The 18,502-nt window shown below is 71.1% G+C and carries 14 protein-coding genes; 1 reads left to right on the forward strand and 13 read right to left on the reverse strand.

All coding sequences use genetic code 11. From position 1 onward, the window contains the following. Positions 1–30: 30 nt before the first annotated feature. Complete coding sequence (locus ACZ7JA_RS33905) at positions 31–1,596, reverse strand: TraR/DksA C4-type zinc finger protein (protein WP_470812259.1); 1,566 nt, start codon at positions 1,594–1,596, stop codon at positions 31–33. A 1,041-nt stretch (positions 1,597–2,637) separates the two neighbouring features. Here ACZ7JA_RS33905 and ileS point away from each other — a divergent pair. Further along, positions 2,638–5,781 carry an isoleucine--tRNA ligase gene (gene ileS / locus ACZ7JA_RS33910; protein ID WP_389452108.1) on the forward strand — a complete coding sequence of 1,048 codons (3,144 nt, stop codon included), beginning with the start codon at positions 2,638–2,640 and terminating at the stop codon, positions 5,779–5,781. A 182-nt stretch (positions 5,782–5,963) separates the two neighbouring features. Here the strand turns inward: ileS and ACZ7JA_RS33915 are convergent, their stop codons facing one another. From ACZ7JA_RS33915 to ACZ7JA_RS33970, 12 genes are all read right to left on the reverse strand, one after another. Continuing rightward, positions 5,964–7,160 carry a DivIVA domain-containing protein gene (locus ACZ7JA_RS33915; RefSeq protein WP_351670505.1) on the reverse strand — a complete coding sequence of 399 codons (1,197 nt, stop codon included), beginning with the start codon at positions 7,158–7,160 and terminating at the stop codon, positions 5,964–5,966. Positions 7,161–7,215: 55 nt separating this feature from the next. Further along, positions 7,216–7,503 (reverse strand): YggT family protein, encoded by a 288-nt coding sequence (locus ACZ7JA_RS33920; RefSeq protein WP_143636437.1) that lies wholly within the window; start codon positions 7,501–7,503, stop codon positions 7,216–7,218. Positions 7,504–7,553: 50 nt separating this feature from the next. Then, the gene (locus tag ACZ7JA_RS33925) at positions 7,554–8,195 is read right to left on the reverse strand and encodes a cell division protein SepF (protein ID WP_351670509.1); all 642 of its coding nucleotides are present in this window, start codon (positions 8,193–8,195) and stop codon (positions 7,554–7,556) included. A 127-nt stretch (positions 8,196–8,322) separates the two neighbouring features. Next, positions 8,323–9,042 (reverse strand): YggS family pyridoxal phosphate-dependent enzyme, encoded by a 720-nt coding sequence (locus ACZ7JA_RS33930; protein ID WP_450744518.1) that lies wholly within the window; start codon positions 9,040–9,042, stop codon positions 8,323–8,325. A gap of 6 nt (positions 9,043–9,048) precedes the next feature. Next, a complete protein-coding gene (gene pgeF, locus ACZ7JA_RS33935) occupies positions 9,049–9,777 on the reverse strand; it encodes a peptidoglycan editing factor PgeF (RefSeq protein WP_351670515.1) in 729 nt (242 codons plus the stop codon). Further along, a complete protein-coding gene (gene ftsZ, locus ACZ7JA_RS33940; protein WP_351670518.1) occupies positions 9,774–10,985 on the reverse strand; it encodes a cell division protein FtsZ in 1,212 nt (403 codons plus the stop codon). Before ftsZ ends, pgeF begins: the two co-directional genes overlap by 4 nt. Positions 10,986–11,264: 279 nt before the next feature. Continuing rightward, positions 11,265–12,059 (reverse strand): cell division protein FtsQ/DivIB, encoded by a 795-nt coding sequence (locus tag ACZ7JA_RS33945; RefSeq protein ID WP_389304209.1) that lies wholly within the window; start codon positions 12,057–12,059, stop codon positions 11,265–11,267. A 26-nt stretch (positions 12,060–12,085) separates the two neighbouring features. Beyond that, positions 12,086–13,174: an undecaprenyldiphospho-muramoylpentapeptide beta-N-acetylglucosaminyltransferase gene (murG, locus tag ACZ7JA_RS33950; RefSeq protein ID WP_351670524.1), complete on the reverse strand. Its 1,089-nt coding sequence runs from the start codon at positions 13,172–13,174 to the stop codon at positions 12,086–12,088. 6 nt (positions 13,175–13,180) lie between these two features. Further along, a complete protein-coding gene (ftsW, locus tag ACZ7JA_RS33955) occupies positions 13,181–14,542 on the reverse strand; it encodes a putative lipid II flippase FtsW (RefSeq protein WP_351670527.1) in 1,362 nt (453 codons plus the stop codon). A 67-nt stretch (positions 14,543–14,609) separates the two neighbouring features. Beyond that, the gene (gene murD / locus ACZ7JA_RS33960) at positions 14,610–16,043 is read right to left on the reverse strand and encodes a UDP-N-acetylmuramoyl-L-alanine--D-glutamate ligase (RefSeq protein WP_351670530.1); all 1,434 of its coding nucleotides are present in this window, start codon (positions 16,041–16,043) and stop codon (positions 14,610–14,612) included. After that, entirely contained in the window at positions 16,025–17,095 is a 1,071-nt protein-coding gene (mraY, locus tag ACZ7JA_RS33965) for a phospho-N-acetylmuramoyl-pentapeptide-transferase (RefSeq protein WP_250404933.1), read from the reverse strand. The genes murD and mraY overlap by 19 nt, the downstream gene beginning before the upstream one ends. Beyond that, positions 17,095–18,501 (reverse strand): UDP-N-acetylmuramoyl-tripeptide--D-alanyl-D-alanine ligase, encoded by a 1,407-nt coding sequence (locus ACZ7JA_RS33970; RefSeq protein WP_351670532.1) that lies wholly within the window; start codon positions 18,499–18,501, stop codon positions 17,095–17,097. The genes mraY and ACZ7JA_RS33970 overlap by 1 nt, the downstream gene beginning before the upstream one ends. Between the last annotated feature and the right edge of the window lies 1 nt (position 18,502).

An 18,502-nucleotide genomic window follows, 5' to 3' on the forward strand; every position in this document is an offset into this window, starting at 1 on the left:
ACTACGGCACGCCCCCGCCGGCCCCGGCGCTCAGGAGCGGCGTTCCTGTTTCTGCTTGCACTCCACGCAGAGGGTGGCCCTCGGGAACGCCTGCATCCGGGCCTTGCCGATGGGATTGCCGCAGTTCTCGCACAGTCCGTAGGTGCCCGCGTCCAGCCGTTCCAGGGCGTGCTCGTTCTGCGTCAGCATCTCGCGCGCGTTGGCGGCCAGCGCCATCTCGTGCTCGCGCGTGATGTTCTTTGTGCCGGTGTCGGCCTGGTCGTCGCCCGCGCCGTCGCCGGAGTCGCGCATCAGGCCGACGAGGGCGCTCTCGGACGTGCTGATCTCGGTGCGCAGCCGGTCCACCTCGGACGACAGTTCGGCGCGGGCTTCGGCGACCTCCTCAGGGGTCCAGGGGTCCTCGCCGGGGCGTACCGCGAGATCGCCGGGTTCCGCCGCGGCGAGCCGCGCCTTCGGAACGGCGCTCTGCTTCGCCGCGGCCGTGCCAGGAGTCTTCTTCGCAACCACTGTCGTGGCTCCCGTCTGCTTCGCGGCCCGCGCCGCACCCGCCTTCTTGGCCGTGCTCTTGCCGGCCGCCTCCGAGGAGGGGCCCTCGGCGGCCGTCCGCTCAGGAACGGCCTCTTTCCCGCCCGCCTTTCCACCGGCCACCGCGTGCGCGGCCGCTCTCCCGCCGGCCGTCTTCCCGGCGGCGTCCTTCCCGGCCACCGCGTGCGCGGCCGCCTTCCGGTCACCCGTCTTCTCGGCGGCCGCGTCTTGCCCGGCCGCCCCCTCGACGGCTGATCCCTTCCCTCCCGCGCCCTTCCCCACCACTTTCCCGGCGTCCGCCTTCTCGCCGGCCACGGCGTGCGCGGCCGCCTTCCCACCGGCGGCCTCCTTCGGGGCCTTCCCGTTGCCCGCACCGTGCCCCCGAGCCGACCCCCCGTCCTCCCCGGCCACATCGGCCGAGGCCCTGCCCTTCGCGGCCGCCTCCCCGCCCCTCGCAAGCTTCCGAGCCGACCTCCCGCCGGCACCGTCCGCAGAAGCCGCTTCCTTGGCCACCGCGTGCTTCCGCGCCGACCCACCGCCCGCCGAGTCCTCCCCGGCCACACCCCCGGCAGCCGTGCGCTTCAGGGTTGTCTCCTTGGCCGCCGTGCGCTTCCGGGCCGGCCGCGACCCGGCCACGTCCGCCGGAGCCGTGTCCTCGGGGGCCTTCTTCGCCACCGCGTCCTTGGCCGCCGTGCGCTTGCGGGCCGGCTTCTTCCCGGCCGGTTCGTCGGCCGCGGCATTCGTCGGCGTGGCCGACCGGGCCGGTCGGCCCGCGGTCCCGCTCCCGGCGCTCGTCGCCTTCGCGTTCGTCGTCTTCGCGCTCACCTTGTCCACGGCTGCCTTCTCGCCGGCCGTCTCCTTGCCCGCTGCCTCCTTGGCAGCACCGGCAGGCTTCCTGACCGCCGCCTTCCTCGTGGCGGCGACCTCCTTGGCGGTTCCCTCCGCGGAGGCGCCTCCCTTGGCGCCCCCCGTCCGCGCCGCGGTCTTCCTGACCGCCGTTCCAGCGACGCCGTCCTCGGCGGCCGCGCCCTCGGCCGCCGACCTCGCGGCCGCCTTCCCAGCCTGCGTCACTTCGGCCGACGCCCTCCCGGCCGAGGCCCTGCCGACGGAAGCCTTCCCGGCCGACGTCTCCTTCGTTGCCTTCCCAGCCGACGTCCTTCCGGCCGACGCCCGTGTAGCCCCGGCTGGAGCAGCCCCGGCCGAGGACTTCCGCCGGGACGTCGTCCCAGCCGGGGCCCCAGCCGGCGCCCGGCTCCCGGTGGACGCGCCGTGCTTCGCCCCGTCGCCGCCGCGTGCCGCGGCGCCTGCCCGCTCCGGGGACGCCGGTGTTCCGGCGGGTGTCGCCGGGTGGTGTCTCTTCGCGGTGGCCGCCGGGGCACGGGCCGTCCTCCTGCCGCCGGCTCCCTCGGAGCCGCCGCCGGAGGCGGCCGCGCCACTGGAGCGGCCGGACGCCGGCTGCTGTACGGCGGTCTTCTTCGCCACCATGGCCGCGGCCCCTTCACATATTGTGATCTTGCTCGCGAATCGTGCTGGGACGATAAATCGACTTGAGTCCCGCGGCAACGGGGCACACCGCCCGATTCGCCCGCCCGCATCCCCCGAGCAGCGGACCTGCAACCGTTGTGCCCAGCTCCCCGCCGGGTAATCCGCGAAGCGGAACGCGCCACGGCGCAAGCGCCTCCCCCCTCGCCATTCGGGTCATCCCGCCCACTCCCTCCGCGCCCGCCCACGCGGCCTGCCCACGCAGCCTCCCCACGCGCGCGGGAAAAGCGGTCGGCCGCTGTCCGCGCGGAGCCGTACACTGGGCGGAGCGAGAAGCATGGATGGGGACGAGTAGCGGCGTACGCAGCGCAGAGCGACCCGGGGACGGTGTGAGCCCGGGGGCGAGCGCGACGTGAAGATCACCCCGGAGCCGCCGGAGGAAAGCCGTGGCAGCCGCCACGGCGAGTAGAACCGGCTTCGCGACCCCAATGAGGGGGCTCACCGGCGCGGACGGCGCGGCGGGGGGCCAAGGAGGGTGGTACCGCGGGAGCGCGCCGCACACGGCGTGGACAGGAAAGAGCTCTCGTCCCTCCGACGGAAGGCAGCAAGTCCGTTGGAGGATGCTCGCAGATGACAGCGCCGACGTACCGCCAGGTGCCCGCCCAGGTCGACCTGCCCGCGCTTGAGCACGCCGTGCTCGACTTCTGGCGCGAGCAGAAGATCTTCGCCAAGAGCCTGGAGCAGTCCGAGGGACGCCCCGAGTGGGTGTTCTACGAGGGCCCGCCCACCGCGAACGGCATGCCCGGCGCCCACCACATCGAGGCCCGCGTCTTCAAGGACGTCTTCCCGCGCTTCCGCACCATGCGCGGCTACCACGTGGCCCGCAAGGCCGGCTGGGACTGCCACGGCCTCCCGGTGGAGCTGGCCGTCGAGAAGGAGCTCGGCTTCTCCGGCAAGCAGGACATCGAGGCGTACGGCATCGCCGAGTTCAACGCCAGGTGCCGTGAGTCGGTCACCCGGCACACGGACGCCTTCGAGGAGCTCACGACCCGCATGGGTTACTGGGCCGACCTCCAGGACCCGTACCGCACGATGGACCCCGAGTACATCGAGTCCGTGTGGTGGTCGCTGAAGGAGATCTTCGACAAGGGCCTGCTGGTCCAGGACCACCGCGTGGCCCCCTGGTGCCCGCGCTGCGGCACCGGCCTGTCCGACCACGAGCTCGCGCAGGGCTACGAGACGGTCGTGGACCCGTCCGTGTACGTCCGCTTCCCGCTCACCTCCGGTCCGCTGGCCGGCGAGGCCGCGCTCCTGGTGTGGACGACGACCCCCTGGACCCTGGTGTCCAACACCGCGGTCGCCGCACACCCCGAGGTCACCTACGTCGTCGCCACCGACGGCCAGGAGAAGATCGTCGTCGCCGAGCCGCTCGTCGCCAAGGCGCTCGGCGAGGGCTGGGAGACCACCGGCCAGTCCTTCACCGGCGCCGAGATGGAGCGCTGGACGTACCGGCGCCCCTTCGAGCTCGTGGAGTTCACCGAGCCGGCGCACTACGTGGTGAACGCCGAGTACGTGACCACCGAGGACGGTACGGGTCTGGTCCACCAGTCCCCCGCGTTCGGTGAGGACGACCTCAAGGTCTGCCGCTCCTACGGCCTGCCCGTGGTCAACCCGGTCCGCCCGGACGGCACCTTCGAGGAGGACGTCCCGCTCGTCGGCGGCGTCTTCTTCAAGAAGGCCGACGAGAAGCTCACCGAGGACCTCCAGCAGCGCGGCCTGCTCTTCCGCCACCTGCCGTACGAGCACAGCTACCCGCACTGCTGGCGCTGCCACACCGCGCTGCTGTACTACGCGCAGCCGTCCTGGTACATCCGCACCACCGCGATCAAGGACCGGCTGCTCCAGGAGAACGAGAAGACGAACTGGTTCCCGGACACGGTCAAGCACGGCCGGTACGGCGACTGGCTGAACAACAACATCGACTGGGCGCTGTCCCGCAACCGCTACTGGGGCACCCCGCTGCCCATCTGGCGCTGCGAGGAGGGACACCTCACCTGCGTCGGCTCGCGCACGGAGCTGTCCGAGCTGACCGGCGCCGACCAGTCGAACCTCGACCCGCACCGCCCCTACATCGACGACGTCACCTTCGCCTGCCGTCACGACGGCTGCGGCCTGACGGCCACGCGCGTGCCGGAGGTCATCGACGCCTGGTACGACTCGGGTTCGATGCCGTTCGCGCAGTGGGGCTACCCGTACAAGAACAAGGAGCTGTTCGAGGCCCGCTACCCGGCGCAGTTCATCTGCGAGGCCATCGACCAGACCCGCGGCTGGTTCTACACGCTGATGGCCGTCGGCACGCTGGTGTTCGACAAGTCGTCGTACGAGAACGTCGTCTGCCTCGGCCACATCCTCGCCGAGGACGGCCGCAAGATGTCCAAGCACCTGGGCAACATCCTGCAGCCGATCCCGCTCATGGACCAGCACGGCGCGGACGCGGTGCGCTGGTTCATGGCGGCCGGCGGCTCTCCGTGGGCGGCCCGCCGGGTAGGCCACGGGACCATCCAGGAGGTCGTGCGCAAGACGCTGCTCACGTACTGGAACACGGTCGCCTTCCAGGCCCTGTACGCCCGCACGTCCGAGTGGGCGCCGTCCGCCGCCGACCCGGCCCCGGCCGAGCGCCCGCTGCTCGACCGCTGGCTGCTGTCCGAACTGCACGCGCTGACCGACCAGGTGACGCAGTCCCTGGAGGCGTACGACACCCAGCGCGCCGGCAAGCTGCTGTCCGCGTTCGTGGACGACCTGTCGAACTGGTACGTCCGCCGTTCGCGCCGCCGCTTCTGGCAGGGCGACAAGGCCGCGCTGCGCACGCTGCACGAGGTGCTGGAGACGGTCACCAAGCTGATGGCGCCCATCACCCCGTTCATCACCGAGCGGGTGTGGCAGGACCTGGTGGTGCCGGTGAGCCCGGGCGCCCCCGAGTCGGTGCACCTGGCGACCTGGCCCGAGGCGGACCTGTCCGCGATCGACCCGGAGCTGTCGAGGCAGATGGTCCTGGTCCGCCGCCTGGTGGAGCTGGGCCGTGCCACGCGCGCGGAGTCGGGCGTCAAGACCCGCCAGCCGCTGTCCCGGGCGCTGATCGCCGCCACCGGCTTCGAGACCCTGGACCGCGAACTGCACGCGCAGATCACCGAGGAGCTGAACGTCTCCTCGCTGGCGTCCCTCTCCGAGGTCGGCGGCTCGCTGGTCGACACGACGGCCAAGGCCAACTTCCGCGCCCTGGGCAAGCGGTTCGGCAAGCGGGTGCAGGACGTGGCCAAGGCGATCGCGAACGCGGACGCGGCCGCGCTGTCCCTCGCCCTGCGCTCGGGCACCGCGTCGGTCGAGGTCGACGGGGAGACGGTCACGCTGGCCCCGGACGAGGTGATCATCACGGAGACCCCGCGCGAGGGCTGGTCGGTGGCCTCCGACTCCGGTGCCACGGTGGCGCTCGACCTGGAGATCACCGAGGAGCTGCGGCAGGCGGGCCTGGCCCGTGACGCGATCCGGCTGATCCAGGAGGCCCGCAAGAACAGCGGCCTCGACGTCGCCGACCGGATCGCGCTGCGCTGGACCTCCACCGACCCGGCGGTCCTGGCGGCACTCTCGGAGCACGCCGGTCTGATCGCCGAGGAGGTCCTGGCGACCGACTTCGCCCAGGGCGAGGCCGGCTCCGGCTACGGCGAGCCGTTCACGGACGAGGGCCTGTCCCTCACCTTCCGGCTCCGCAAGGCGTAGCCGCGGGAGAAGTACGAAGGCCCGGTCCCCGTCGCGGGGGCCGGGCCTTCGGCGTCACCGGCCGCTCCCGACACCGGCACGGGTGCGTCAACACGCGTAAAAAGGGCGGGCCCCCGGACCGAAGTCCGAGGGCCCGCCCTGAACGCTGCCGACGCCGTTGTCGTACTAGGAGCCGCGGCCCGTCAGTTGTCGTCCTCGTCGATCAGGAACCCGCGCATCGGCGAGGGCGCCTGGCCCATCGGGGACGGACCCTGCGGACGGACCGGAGCCATGGGCTGGGTCATCGCGGGGGTCATCTGCTGCTGACCGCCGTAGGACGGAGCGGACGGCGCCGAAGGACCGCCCATGCCCTGGTTGCCTCCGTAGGACGGAGCGCTCGCGCCGGCCGGTGCCATGGAGGGCGCCGGGGACGGCGGAAGCGAGGCGGTGGCCGGAGTGCGCGGCGGCGCCAGGGAGTCGTCGGCCTGGGTCTCCAGCTGACGCAGCTGGGACTCGAGGTACGACTTCAGACGCGTGCGGTACTCGCGCTCGAAGCCGCGCAGGTCCTCGACCTTGCGCTCCAGCGTGGCGCGGGCGGACTCCAGGGAGCCCATCGCGACGCGGTGCTTCTCCTGCGCGTCCCGCTCCAGCGCGTCGGCCTTGGCACGGGCGTCACGCTCCAGACCCTCGGCGCGGCTGCGGGCCTCGCCGACGATCTTGTTGGCCTCGGAACGGGCCTCGGCGATCGCCTGGTCGGCGGTCTGCTGGGCCAGCGAGAGGACTCGGGCGGCGCTGTCGCCACCGGGGCCCTGACCGGGGCCGCCCATCGGACCGCCCATGGGGCCGCCCATCGGACCGCCCATCTGCTGCTGCATGGGCGGCTGACCGCCCATGGGGCCCTGACCCATCGGACCCTGGCCCATGGGGCCGGGACCCTGCGGGCCGCCCTGACCGCCGGGACCGGCGGGCAGCTGCGGGGCACCGCTCGGCAGCTGGGGCGGACCACCCATGGGGCCACCCATCTGCTGCTGCGGCGGGCCCGATATGCCGGCGGGCACCGGCGCGCCGGGACCTCGCATGCCCTGCTGGGGCATACCGCCCTGCTGAGGCATTCCACCCTGCTGGGGCATGCCGCCCTGCTGAGGCATACCGCCCTGCTGGGGCATGCCGCCCTGCTGCTGGTCCTGCTCCGGGGGCTTGCGCATGTTCTGCTGGTTCTGGGCAGCAGCACGCGTGGCCGCGGCCAGTTTGGCGCGCAGATCCTCGTTCTCGCGCAGCAGGCGCGTCAGTTCGGCTTCGACCTCGTCGAGGAAGGCATCGACCTCGTCCTCGTCATAGCCTTCTCGGAGGCGGACGGTCGTGAACTGCTTGTTCCGCACGTCCTCGGGGGTCAACGGCATCTCTTCACCTCAACGTAGTCATCGGCAGTCGGCAAGACCGTATCGTCCATCCTCATCACACAAATCTCTGTGCGACGGAGATGAGGATCCAGACGATGATCATCAGTACGAAGAAGGACAGGTCGAGCGCCACGCCCCCGAGACGCAGCGGCGGGATGAACCGCCGCAGAAGCTTCAGCGGTGGATCGGTGACAGTGTAGGTGGCCTCCAGGACGACCACCATCGCCTTGCCGGGTTGCCACGAGCGGGCGAACTGGAAGACATAGTCCATGACCAGCCGGAAGATCAGCACGACGAGGAACACCATCAGCGCGATGTAGATCACCTGCGCGAACACGCTCATGGCCTGGCTTTCCCTCTCCCCTGTTTCCGTGCTTTTCCCGGTGGTACGTCTCAGCTCTGGTTGAAGAACCCGCCCTCTGCGATGCGGGCCTTGTCCTCCGCCGTGACATCGACGTTAGCAGGAGACAACAGGAACACCTTCTGCGTCACCCGCTCGATGCTGCCGTGAAGACCAAACACCAAACCGGCCGCAAAGTCGACAAGTCGCTTCGCGTCTGTGTCATCCATCTCAGTCAGATTCATGATCACCGGAGTGCCCTCACGGAAGTGTTCCCCGATGGTACGGGCTTCGTTGTACGTCCGCGGGTGCAGCGTGGTGATCCGGTAAGGCTCCCGCTCGGACACGACCTTGGGCATGATCACGGGTGCGTTCTTCTCCAGGGACTGACGTTCTTGTGTGATGGATGCCACGGGCGCGATTCGCGCCGGGCGCCCGGATTCCGCGGCGAGCGAAGTCGAACGGGCCACCGGCTCGCGCGGCGCGGGCGGTTGCACGATTCGCACCTCTTCGTCCCTTTGGGACTGATGCGCACCGTGCGACTGGTGTGACACCTCATGCCGTCGGTGGTCCCGGTCGAGTTCCGGGTCCAGCTCGGGCTCGAAGTCGTCGTCGGGGTCGAATCCGCGGCCGTCGTACCCATCGTCCTCCACGAGGCCGAGGTAGACCGCCATCTTGCGCATCGCGCCGGCCATTCTCTGAGTCCTCCGCTCTGTGGTGGATCGACTGCGACTGCCAAGTGCCCGCGATCCACGTGGTCTTTGTGCCCGCTTTCACGGACATTGACCATATTTTCTGCTGTGGTCCGACTTCCTGGCGACGTTACCCGAGCCTGGGGCGGACTCCGAGTACCGCAGTGCCGACGCGCACATGTGTCGCTCCGGCCGCCACGGCCTGCTCGAGATCCGCACTCATCCCTGCCGACACCATGGTTGCAGCCGGATGGGCCCGGCGCAGGTCAGTCGACAAATCCATGAGCCGGTCGAACGCCGCCTGTTCGCGTCCCGCGTACTCCCCGGTGAGCGGCGCGACGGTCATCAGACCGTCGAGCCGCAGTCCCGGCGCCCCGGCCACGAGGCCGGCCAACTCCTCGATCCCGCCGGGCGCCACGCCTCCGCGCTCGCCCCGGCCGCTCGCCCCCGCGTCCAGCGCGACCTGGATGAGGCATCCGACCTCCCGCCCGGCGCGCTCCGCCTCCCTCGAAAGGGCGGTGACGAGCCGGTCCCGGTCGACGGACTGCACGAAATCGGCATAACCGACCACGGAACGGACCTTGTTGGTCTGCAACTGGCCGACGAAATGCCATTTCAGCGGCAGATCCGCACAGGTTGCCGCCTTGGGCGCCGCGTCCTGGTCGCGGTTCTCGGCGACATGGCGCACGCCGAGTTCCGACAGGATGCGCACATCGCTCGCCGGGTAGGTCTTGGTGACCACGATCAGGGTCACCTCGTCCCGCTCGCGCCCGGCCGCGGCGCACGCGGCGGTGATGCGCCGCTCCACGTTCGCCAGGTTCCCGGCGAGTTCGGTCTTACGGTCCGTCATGCCCCATCAGTCCAGCCAGACATAGCCCGCGAGCCGCCCGGTGGTGCGGTCGCGGCGGTACGAGTAGTGGTCGCCCGATTCCAGGGTGCACACCGGGGACTGTGCGCGGTCGCGCACTCCGAGCCGCTCGAGCTGGGCGTGCACTCCGGCGCTCACGTCGACCGCCGGGGTGCCCCAGCTCGTCTCGGCGTGCGCCGCCGGCTCGGCCGCGGCCACCTCGGCGCGCATCGCCTCCGGCACCTCGTAGCACCGGCCGCAGACGGCCGGCCCGGTGCGGGCGGTGATCCGCTCGGCACGGGCGCCGAGTTCGACCATGGCCCGGACGGCGGCGGGGACGATCCCCTTGGTCATTCCCGGCCGGCCCGCGTGGGCGGCGGCGACGACCCCGGCGACCGGGTCGGCCAGCAGCACCGGCACGCAGTCGGCGGTGAGGACCGCGAGCGCGAGGCCCCGGCGAGCGGTGACGATCGCGTCGACCTCCGGCACAGGACGGTCGCCCCAGGGCGCGTCGACCACGGCCACGTCCGCCCCGTGCACCTGGTTCATCCAAACGACCGATTCGGCGTCGAACCCGAGCGATTTCGCGGCCAGTTCCCGGTTCGCCCGGACCGATCCGGGGTCGTCACCGACCGCGCCGCCGAGGTTGAGCTCCTCATACGGAGCGGCGCTCACCCCGCCCCACCGGTCGGTGAAGGCGAAGTGCGCGCCGCTCACGCTCTCGCGCTGACCTATCACTTCAGGAAGTCCGGGACGTCCAGTTCCTCGGCCGCGCTGTCCGCGTAGGTGCGCGGCGCGGGCGGGACCGACGGGGTGACCGGGATCTCGGCCACGGGCTCGGGCGCGGGCTCCGGCTCCTCCTTCGGCGTCACGCTGCCGAGCGAGCCGAAGGACGGACGGCTCTCGGGCTGCCGCGCCGGAGCGGGCTCCTCGCGGCGGGGCGCGGACGAGCCGGAGGCGGAGGCGGAGCCGAGGACGTTGTCCCGGCGGGCCGGCGGCTGACCGCCGTCGAAGCCGGCCGCGATCACGGTGACCCGCACCTCGTCGCCGAGGGCGTCGTCGATGACCGCGCCGAAGATGATGTTGGCCTCCGGGTGGGCGGCCTCGCTGACCAGCTGGGCGGCCTCGTTGATCTCGAACAGACCGAGGTCGGAGCCGCCGGAGATGGAGAGCAGCACGCCGCGGGCGCCGTCGATGGACGCCTCCAGCAGCGGCGAGGAGATCGCCATCTCGGCCGCGGCCACCGCGCGGTCGTCGCCGCGGGCCGAGCCGATGCCCATCAGGGCCGAACCGGCCTCGGACATGACCGACTTCACGTCGGCGAAGTCCAGGTTGATCAGGCCGGGCGTGGTGATGAGGTCGGTGATGCCCTGCACACCGGAGAGCAGGACCTGGTCGGCCGACTTGAAGGCGTCCAGGACCGAGACCTGCCGGTCCGAGATGGACAGCAGCCGGTCGTTGGGGATGACGATGAGGGTGTCGACCTCTTCGCGCAGTTCGGCGATGCCGTCCTCGGCCTGGTTCGCGCGGCGCCGTCCCTCGAAGGTGAACGGGCGCGTGACCACGCCGATGGTGAGGGCGCCCAGCGAGCGCGCGATGTTGGCCACGACGGGCGCGCCGCCGGTGCCGGTGCCGCCGCCCTCACCGGCCGTCACGAAGACCATGTCGGCCCCCTTGAGGACCTCCTCGATCTCCTCGCGGTGGTCCTCGGCGGCCTTGCGGCCGACGGCCGGGTTGGCGCCGGCGCCGAGTCCGCGGGTGAGTTCGCGGCCGACGTCGAGCTTCACGTCGGCGTCGCTCATCAACAGCGCCTGCGCGTCGGTGTTGATGGCGATGAACTCGACGCCCTTGAGACCGACCTCGATCATCCGGTTGATGGCATTGACACCACCGCCGCCGACACCGATGACCTTGATGACTGCGAGGTAGTTCTGCGGTGCTGCCACGTCGAAGGCCTCTCGCCTCGAATTACGTTGTCGCCGCCGGGCGGTTCCCCGCACCGGGACGACGTATGCCGAATGGGACGGTCCGTAACGCCGACCCGAACCCTAACCTTGAAGTTTAGGGTTACCAGTGTGTCTGTTCCCTGAAGTCTTCTGAACAGGACACTAAGTCGACAAGTGGCGCGCGTTCAACGAACACGCCGAACCTCCCGTTTTTCTTTTCACCCTATGTGATCAGCCGTAGCGGTGCCCAACCAGGGTGCTGGCCTGCGCTGATACCCGTCAACTCCCCGCTGACGCCGGGGCGGTGGGCACGCTGACGTCGAAGTGCCGTGCGCCGGGAGCTGCTTTCATGAGTGCTGTGAGGGCCCGTGCCTTGGCGCGGCCGTTCTCACCGCTGCCCCAGGCGACGGTGCGGCCGCCGGTCAGCTCCACCGAGATGTCGTCGTAGGAACGGACTTGTACGGTCCGGGTGTCCCGCGCGACGGCGGCCGGCAGGACGCCGGCCACCCCCACCGCCTCGCGCACCAGACGCTCGGCGCCGAAGCGCCGGAAGCTCGCGGCCGCCTGGTCCGACCGGGACGCGGTCATCTCCAGTAGCGGAACGCCTTTCGGCGCCTGCGAAACGGTGGCGAAACGGACGCCCTCGTCGTCGACTTCGACGAAGTTCCCGGCTTTGCGGACCAGCAGTACCGGAGTCCGCTCGGTCACCTTCAGGGCGATGCCGTGGGGCCAGGCGCGAACGACCGAAACGGTGCCGATCCGGGGCAGTTTCCGGCGCAGCCGTGCCTCGACGGCGTCCGTGTCGACGGAGGCCAGCGGCGCCCCCACCGGCACGGAGGCGACCTCCCGCACGTCGGCCGGAGTCAGCATCCGGGTGCCGGAGACCGAGACGTGCCGCACGCGCAGCCACGAGGAGCCGTACAACACCCAAGTGGCGCCCGCCCCGAGGAGTACCAGGGCGACGGCGAGGACGAGGAGCGCGCGAAGGCGGGCCTTCCTCAGCCGTCGCGCGGACGGCGGGCCGGACGACTCCTGCTGGCGTTCACCGCGCTCGGCGGTAGTCGATCCGGCCACCCTCACTGCCCCTTCGTCATATGGTCCTATCGGCGTGAGGCGATCGCCTCGTACACCATCCCGACGAGCAGCTCGTCGGCGTCCCGGCGGCCGAACTCGCTTGCCGCACGGGACATCTCGTACAGCCGGTGCGGGTCCGCCAGCACCGGCAGGACGTTCTGCTGCACCCACTCGGGAGTGAGCTCCGCGTCGTCGACGAGGAGTCCGCCGCCCGCCTTCACTACCGGCTGGGCGTTCAGCCGCTGTTCGCCGTTGCCGATGGGCAGCGGGACGTAGGCGGCCGGCAGTCCGACGGCGGAGAGTTCGGCGACGGTCATCGCGCCCGCGCGGCAGAGCATCAAGTCGGCCGCGGCGTACGCGAGGTCCATCCGGTCCAGGTAACTTACCGGGATGTAGGGCGGCATTCCCGGCATCTGCTGCACCTGCGGCAGTTCGTTCTTCGGGCCGACCGCGTGCAGGATCTGGATGCCGGCCTGCTGCAGCCACGGGGCGACCTGCTGGACCACCTCGTTGAGGCGCCGGGCGCCCTGGGAGCCGCCGGAGACCAGCAGGGTGGGCAGGTTCGGGTCCAGACCGAAGCGGGCGCGCGCCTCGGGGCGGGCGGCGGCACGGTCCAGGGTGGCGATCGTGCGGCGCAGCGGGATGCCGATGTAGCGGGCGTCGCGCAGCTTGCTGTCCGGGGTGGAGACGGCGACCCGGGCGGCGTACCGGGAGCCGATCTTGTTGGCCAGGCCGGGGCGGGCGTTGGCCTCGTGGATCACGATGGGCACACCGAGGCGCTTGGCGGCCAGGTAGGCGGGCAGCGCGACATAGCCGCCGAAGCCGACCACGGCGTCCGCCTTGGTGCGCTCCAGGACCTGCTCGGCGGCCTTGATGGTGCCGCGCAGCCGGCCCGGGACGGTGATCAGCTCGGGAGTGGGCTTGCGGGGCAGCGGCACCGCGGGGATCAGCGCCAGCTCGTAGCCGCGCTCCGGGACCAGCCTGGTCTCCAGGCCGCGCTCCGTGCCAAGGGCCGTGATGCCCACGGTCGGGTCCTGCCTGCGCAGGGCGTCCGCGAGGGCGAGCGCGGGCTCGATGTGGCCCGCGGTACCTCCGCCGGCGAGTACGACATGCACCGAAATTCACCGCTCTCCGGACGAGCGCGCCACCGCGGCGCGCCGTCGCATCGTGTTCCATCTCCGAGGCCCCCGCTCGGCACCGGAGCCTCCTGCCCGCTTTCTACCAAAGCGAGGTTGCCGCATCGCAAGCGCCGCCCGCGCAGCGGGGTCGTCGCGCGCGAACGCGATCAGCAACCCGATGGCGAACATGGTCGGCAGCAGGGCGGACCCTCCGTAGGAGAACAGCGGGAGGGGGACGCCGGCGATCGGCAGCAGGCCGAGCACCGCACCGATGTTGATCACCGCCTGGGCGGTGATCCAGGTGGTCACGCCTCCCGCGGCGTACCTCACGAAGGGGTCCTCCGTGCGTCCGGCCACGCGGATACCCGCATAGCCTAGAGCCGCGAACAGGGCGAGCACCGACAGCGTGCCCGCCAGACCCAGTTCCTCACCGGTCACGGCGAAGATGAAGTCGGTGTGGGCCTCGGGCAGTTGGCCCCATTTCTCCACACTCGCACCGAGGCCGGAACCGAACAGTCCGCCGGAGGCGAGGGCGTAGATCCCGTGCACGGCCTGCCAGCAGTCGGCCACCCCGGACTTGGGCTCGGTGGCGCCGATGCAGGCCAGCCGGGCCATCCGGTTGGGGCTGGTCTTGATGAGCACGACACCGATCAGGCCGGCGACCGAGAGCACCCCGGCGAACAGCCGGGTCGGCGCCCCCGCCAGCCACAGCAGGCCGAACAGGATCGCTGTGAGAATGATCGCGGTGCCCATGTCGCCGCCGAGCATGATCAGGCCCAGCAGCATGAAGGAGGCCGGCACCAGCGGCACCAGCATGTGCTTCCACTGGGTCAGCAGCTTGCGCTCCTGCTTCCGCGCGATCAGGTCCGCGCCCCACAGCACCAGGGCGAGCTTGCCGAACTCGCTGGGCTGGATCTGGAAGGAGCCGCCGAGCGAGATCCAGTTCTGGTTGCCGTTGACCGCCATCCCTATCCCCGGCACCTGCACCAGGACCATCAGGAAGACGGCGCCGGCCAGGATCGGATAGGCCAGCGCCCGGTGCAGCTTCACCGGCATGCGGGAGGCGACGAACATCAGCGCGCCGCCGATGGCCGCGGCGAGGAACTGCTTGCGGAAGAAGTACGAGCCCGGCAGCGAGAGCTGCAGCGCGGTGATCTGGGAGGCCGAGTAGACCATCACCAGGCCCAGCACCGTGATCAGCAGGCTGCCGCCGAGGATCAGGTAGTACGCGGTCAGCGGCCGGTCCCAGGCCTTCCGCGCGCGCGTGTAGAGCCGCTGCACGGGGTTCTCGCGCGGCGGTCCGGGGAGCGCGGGGCGCCGCGACGCCCGCTGGACGGGCGGGCGGCCGGTACGGCTACCGGGCATGGGCGCCTCCACTGAACGTCGACCGTCCCACGCGTCCCTCCCAAGATCCGCCCGGCGGGCGGCCGGGTCAGGCGCCGAGTTCGCGGACCGCCGCCGCGAACGCGTCGCCGCGCTGGTTGTAGTTGGTGAACATGTCCATGGAAGCGCAGGCCGGGGCCAGCAGCACGGTGTCACCGGGCCGGGCCAGCCGCTTCGCCTCCGTCACCGCCTGGAGCATCGCCCCAGTGTCGGTCCGTTCGAGGTCGACGACGGGTACTTCCGGGGCGTGTCGCGCCAGGGCCTCGCGGATCAGGGCACGATCGGCGCCGATCAGGACGGCCCCGCGCAGCCGCTTCGCCGACTTGGCGACCAGCTCGTCGAAGGTGGCGCCCTTCGCCAGACCGCCCGCAATCCATACGATCGACTCATATGACGCCAACGACGCTTCCGTGGCGTGGGTGTTGGTGGCCTTGGAGTCGTCCACGTACGCCACCCCGTCGACGTCCGCGACGTGCGCGATGCGGTGGGCGTCCGGGCGGAAGGCCCGCAGGCCGTCGCGTACGGCGGTGGCGGGCACGCCGTACGCGCGCGCGAGTGCGGCGGCGGCAAGGGCGTTGGCGATGTTGTGCGGGGCCGGCGGGTTGACGTCGGAGACCTCGGCCAGCTCCTGCGCGTTCTTCTGCCGGTTCTCCACGAAGGCGCGGTCGACCAGGATGCCGTCCACGACGCCGAGTTGGGAGGGGGCGGGGGTGCCGAGGGTGAAGCCGACGGCGCGGCAGCCCTCCTCGACGTCGGCCTCGCGCACCAGGTCCTCGGTGAGCTTGTCGGCCGCGTTGTAGACGCAGGCGACGCGGTTGCCCTCGTAGATACGGCCCTTGTCGGCCGCGTAGGCCTCCATGGAGCCGTGCCAGTCGAGGTGGTCCGGCGCCAGGTTCAGGACGGCCGCGGAGTGGGCGCGCAGGGAGGGCGCCCAGTGGAGCTGGTAGCTGGACAGCTCCACGGCGAGGACGTCGTACTGCTCCTCGCCGAGGACCGCGTCCAGCAGGGAGACGCCGATGTTGCCCACGGCTGCGGTGCGCAGTCCTGCGGCCGCCAGGATGGAGGCGAGCATCTGCACGGTCGTGGTCTTGCCGTTGGTGCCCGTCACGGCCAGCCAGGGCGCCGCGTCGGGCCCCCTGAGGCGCCAGGCCAGCTCCACGTCGCCCCAGACCGGCACCCCGGCCTTCTCCGCGGCGAGGAACAGCGGCTTGTCCGGCTTCCAGCCGGGCGCGGTGACGATGAGCTCGGTGCCTTCCGGCAGGGTCGCGCCGTCGCCGAGGCGCACGGTGACGCCGAGCGCCTCCAGCTCCGCGGCCTGCTCGCGCGCCCGTGCGTCGTCGCCGTCGTTGACGACCGTGACGACCGCGCCGCGCGCGTGCAGAACCCTGGCCGCCGGGACGCCGGAGACGCCGAGCCCTGCGACGGTGACGTGCTTGCCCTGGAATTCGGTAGGCGCCGAGGAGGTCACTTGTCCGCTGCCCATCCCGCGTAGAAGAGGCCCAGTCCGACGATCACACAGATGCCTTGGATGATCCAGAAGCGGACCACCACCAGGACCTCGGACCAGCCCTTGAGTTCGAAGTGGTGCTGGAGTGGCGCCATCCGGAAGACGCGCTTGCCGGTGAGCCGGAAGGAGCCGACCTGGATGACGACCGACATGGTGATGAGGACGAACAGGCCGCCCATGATGGCCACCAGCAGCTCGGTGCGGGAGAGGATGGCCAGGCCGGTGAGGACGCCGCCGAGGGCGAGCGAACCGGTGTCGCCCATGAAGATCTTGGCCGGCGAGGTGTTCCACCACAGGAAGCCCAGGCACGCGCCCATCAGCGCGGAGGCGACCACGGCGAGGTCCAGCGGGTCGCGCACCTCGTAGCAGGCGCCCGGGTTGGTCAGCGTCGTCGCGTTGGCGCAGGACTCCTGGAACTGCCAGACGCCGATGAACGTGTAGGCGCCGAAGACGAGCACGGAGGCGCCGGTGGCCAGACCGTCCAGACCGTCGGTGAGGTTCACGCCGTTGGACATCGCCAGGATCATGAACAGCGCCCAGACGACGAACAGCACCGGGCCGATGCTCCAGCCGAAGTCGGTGATGAACGACAGCTTCGTGGACGCCGGGGTGTTGCCGCGCGCGTCGGCGAACATCAGCGACAGCACCGCGAAGCCGATGCCGACGATGAGCTGGCCGGCCATCTTCGCCTTGGCCCGCAGACCCAGCGAACGCCGCTTGACGATCTTGATGTAGTCGTCCAGGAAGCCGACCAGGCCCATGCCGAACATCAGGCCGAGGACCAGCAGTCCGGAGTAGGTGGGGGGGTAGCCGGTGATGAGCTTGCTCAGGAAGTACGCGGCGATCGTCGCCAGGATGAAGGCGATGCCGCCCATGGTCGGCGTACCGCGCTTGCTGGCGTGCTCGCGCGGGCCGTCGTCACGGATGTACTGGCCGTAGCCCTTGCGGGCGAGGAGTTTGATCAGCAGCGGGGTGCCGACCAGCGTCAGGAAGAGGCCAATGACTCCTGAGAACAGGATCTGCTTCATCATCGGGCGGCAACCTCACCCTCGGCACCGGTCTCGAGCAGCGCCTGGGCGACACCCTCGAGCCCCACCGAACGGGACGCCTTCACGAGCACGACGTCCCCCGGGCGCAACTCGCTGCGCAACAGGTCGACCGCCGCCTGTGCGTCGGACACGTGCACCGACTCCTCACCCCACGAACCCTCGTTATATGCGCCCAGTTGCAGCCAGGAGGCCTCAAGTCCCCCGACCGCGACGAGCTTGCTGACGTTGAGCCGGACGGCGAGCCGTCCGACGGCGTCGTGCTCGGCGAGCGCCTCGTCCCCCAGCTCGGCCATCTTGCCGAGCACCGCCCACGTACGGCGCCCCCTGCCCATGGCCGCGAGCGCCCTGAGGGCGGCCCGCATGGACTCGGGGTTGGCGTTGTAGGCGTCGTTGACGATGGTCACGCCGTCCGGGCGCTCCGTGACCTCCATGCGCCAGCGGGAGAGGGAGCCCGCCTCGGAGAGCGCGGTGGCGATCTCCTGCGCGGACATGCCCAGCTCATGGGCGACGGCGGCCGCGGCGAGCGCGTTCGACACGTGATGCTCACCGTACAGGCGCATGGTCACATCGCTTGCACCGGAGGGTGTGTGAAGCCTGAACGCGGGCTGTCCGCTGTCCGTGAGTCGCACGTTCTCGGCGCGTACGTCCGCTTCGGCCGACTCTCCGAAAAGGACCACCTTCGCCTTGGTACGGGAGGCCATGGCCCGCACCAGCGGGTCGTCGGCGTTGAGGATCGCCGCGCCGTCCTCCGGCAGGGCCTCCACGAGTTCGCCCTTGGCCTGGGCGATCTGCTCGCGGCCGCCGAACTCGCCGATGTGGGCGGAGCCGACGTTGAGCACCAGGCCGATCCGCGGCGGGGTGAGGCCGGCGAGGTAGCGGATGTGCCCGATGCCGCGGGCGCCCATCTCCAGTACGAGGAAACGGGTTTCGTCGGTGGCGCTGAGCGCGGTCAGCGGCAGCCCGATCTCGTTGTTGAGCGAGCCGGGCGTGAACACGGTCGGCGCCTTGCGCCGCAGCACCTGGGCGATGAGGTCCTTGGTGCTGGTCTTGCCGGCGGAGCCGGTCAGCGCCACGAGGGTCGCGCCGAGGCTCCGTACGACGTGGCGGGCGAGGGCGCCGAGGGCGGACTGGACGTCCTCGACGACGATCGCGGGCACCCCGACGGGCCGGGAGGCCAGTACGGCGACGGCGCCGGCCTCGACAACCGCCCGCGCGTAGTCGTGGCCGTCGGCGCGCTCGCCGACGAAGGCGACGAACAGGCTGCCCGGCACCACCTCTCGGGAGTCCCGGACGACCGGTCCGGTGACCTGGACGGACGGATCCGGTATGTCGTGCGTCTGCCCGCCGACGACTTCGGCGATCTCGGCGAGGGAGAGGGCGATCACA

Source organism: Streptomyces sp. NPDC038135, from assembly GCF_055601245.1.

Coding starts and splice junctions, on each gene's coding strand:
- ileS (WP_389452108.1), top strand. CDS start 2,638: ATGACAGCGCCGACGTACCGCCAGGTGCCCGCCCAGGTCGACCTGCCC.
- ACZ7JA_RS33915 (WP_351670505.1), bottom strand. CDS start 7,160: ATGCCGTTGACCCCCGAGGACGTGCGGAACAAGCAGTTCACGACCGTC.
- ACZ7JA_RS33920 (WP_143636437.1), bottom strand. CDS start 7,503: ATGAGCGTGTTCGCGCAGGTGATCTACATCGCGCTGATGGTGTTCCTC.
- ACZ7JA_RS33925 (WP_351670509.1), bottom strand. CDS start 8,195: ATGGCCGGCGCGATGCGCAAGATGGCGGTCTACCTCGGCCTCGTGGAG.
- ACZ7JA_RS33930 (WP_450744518.1), bottom strand. CDS start 9,042: ATGACGGACCGTAAGACCGAACTCGCCGGGAACCTGGCGAACGTGGAG.
- ftsW (WP_351670527.1), bottom strand. CDS start 14,542: ATGCCCGGTAGCCGTACCGGCCGCCCGCCCGTCCAGCGGGCGTCGCGG.
- murD (WP_351670530.1), bottom strand. CDS start 16,043: ATGGGCAGCGGACAAGTGACCTCCTCGGCGCCTACCGAATTCCAGGGC.
- mraY (WP_250404933.1), bottom strand. CDS start 17,095: ATGAAGCAGATCCTGTTCTCAGGAGTCATTGGCCTCTTCCTGACGCTG.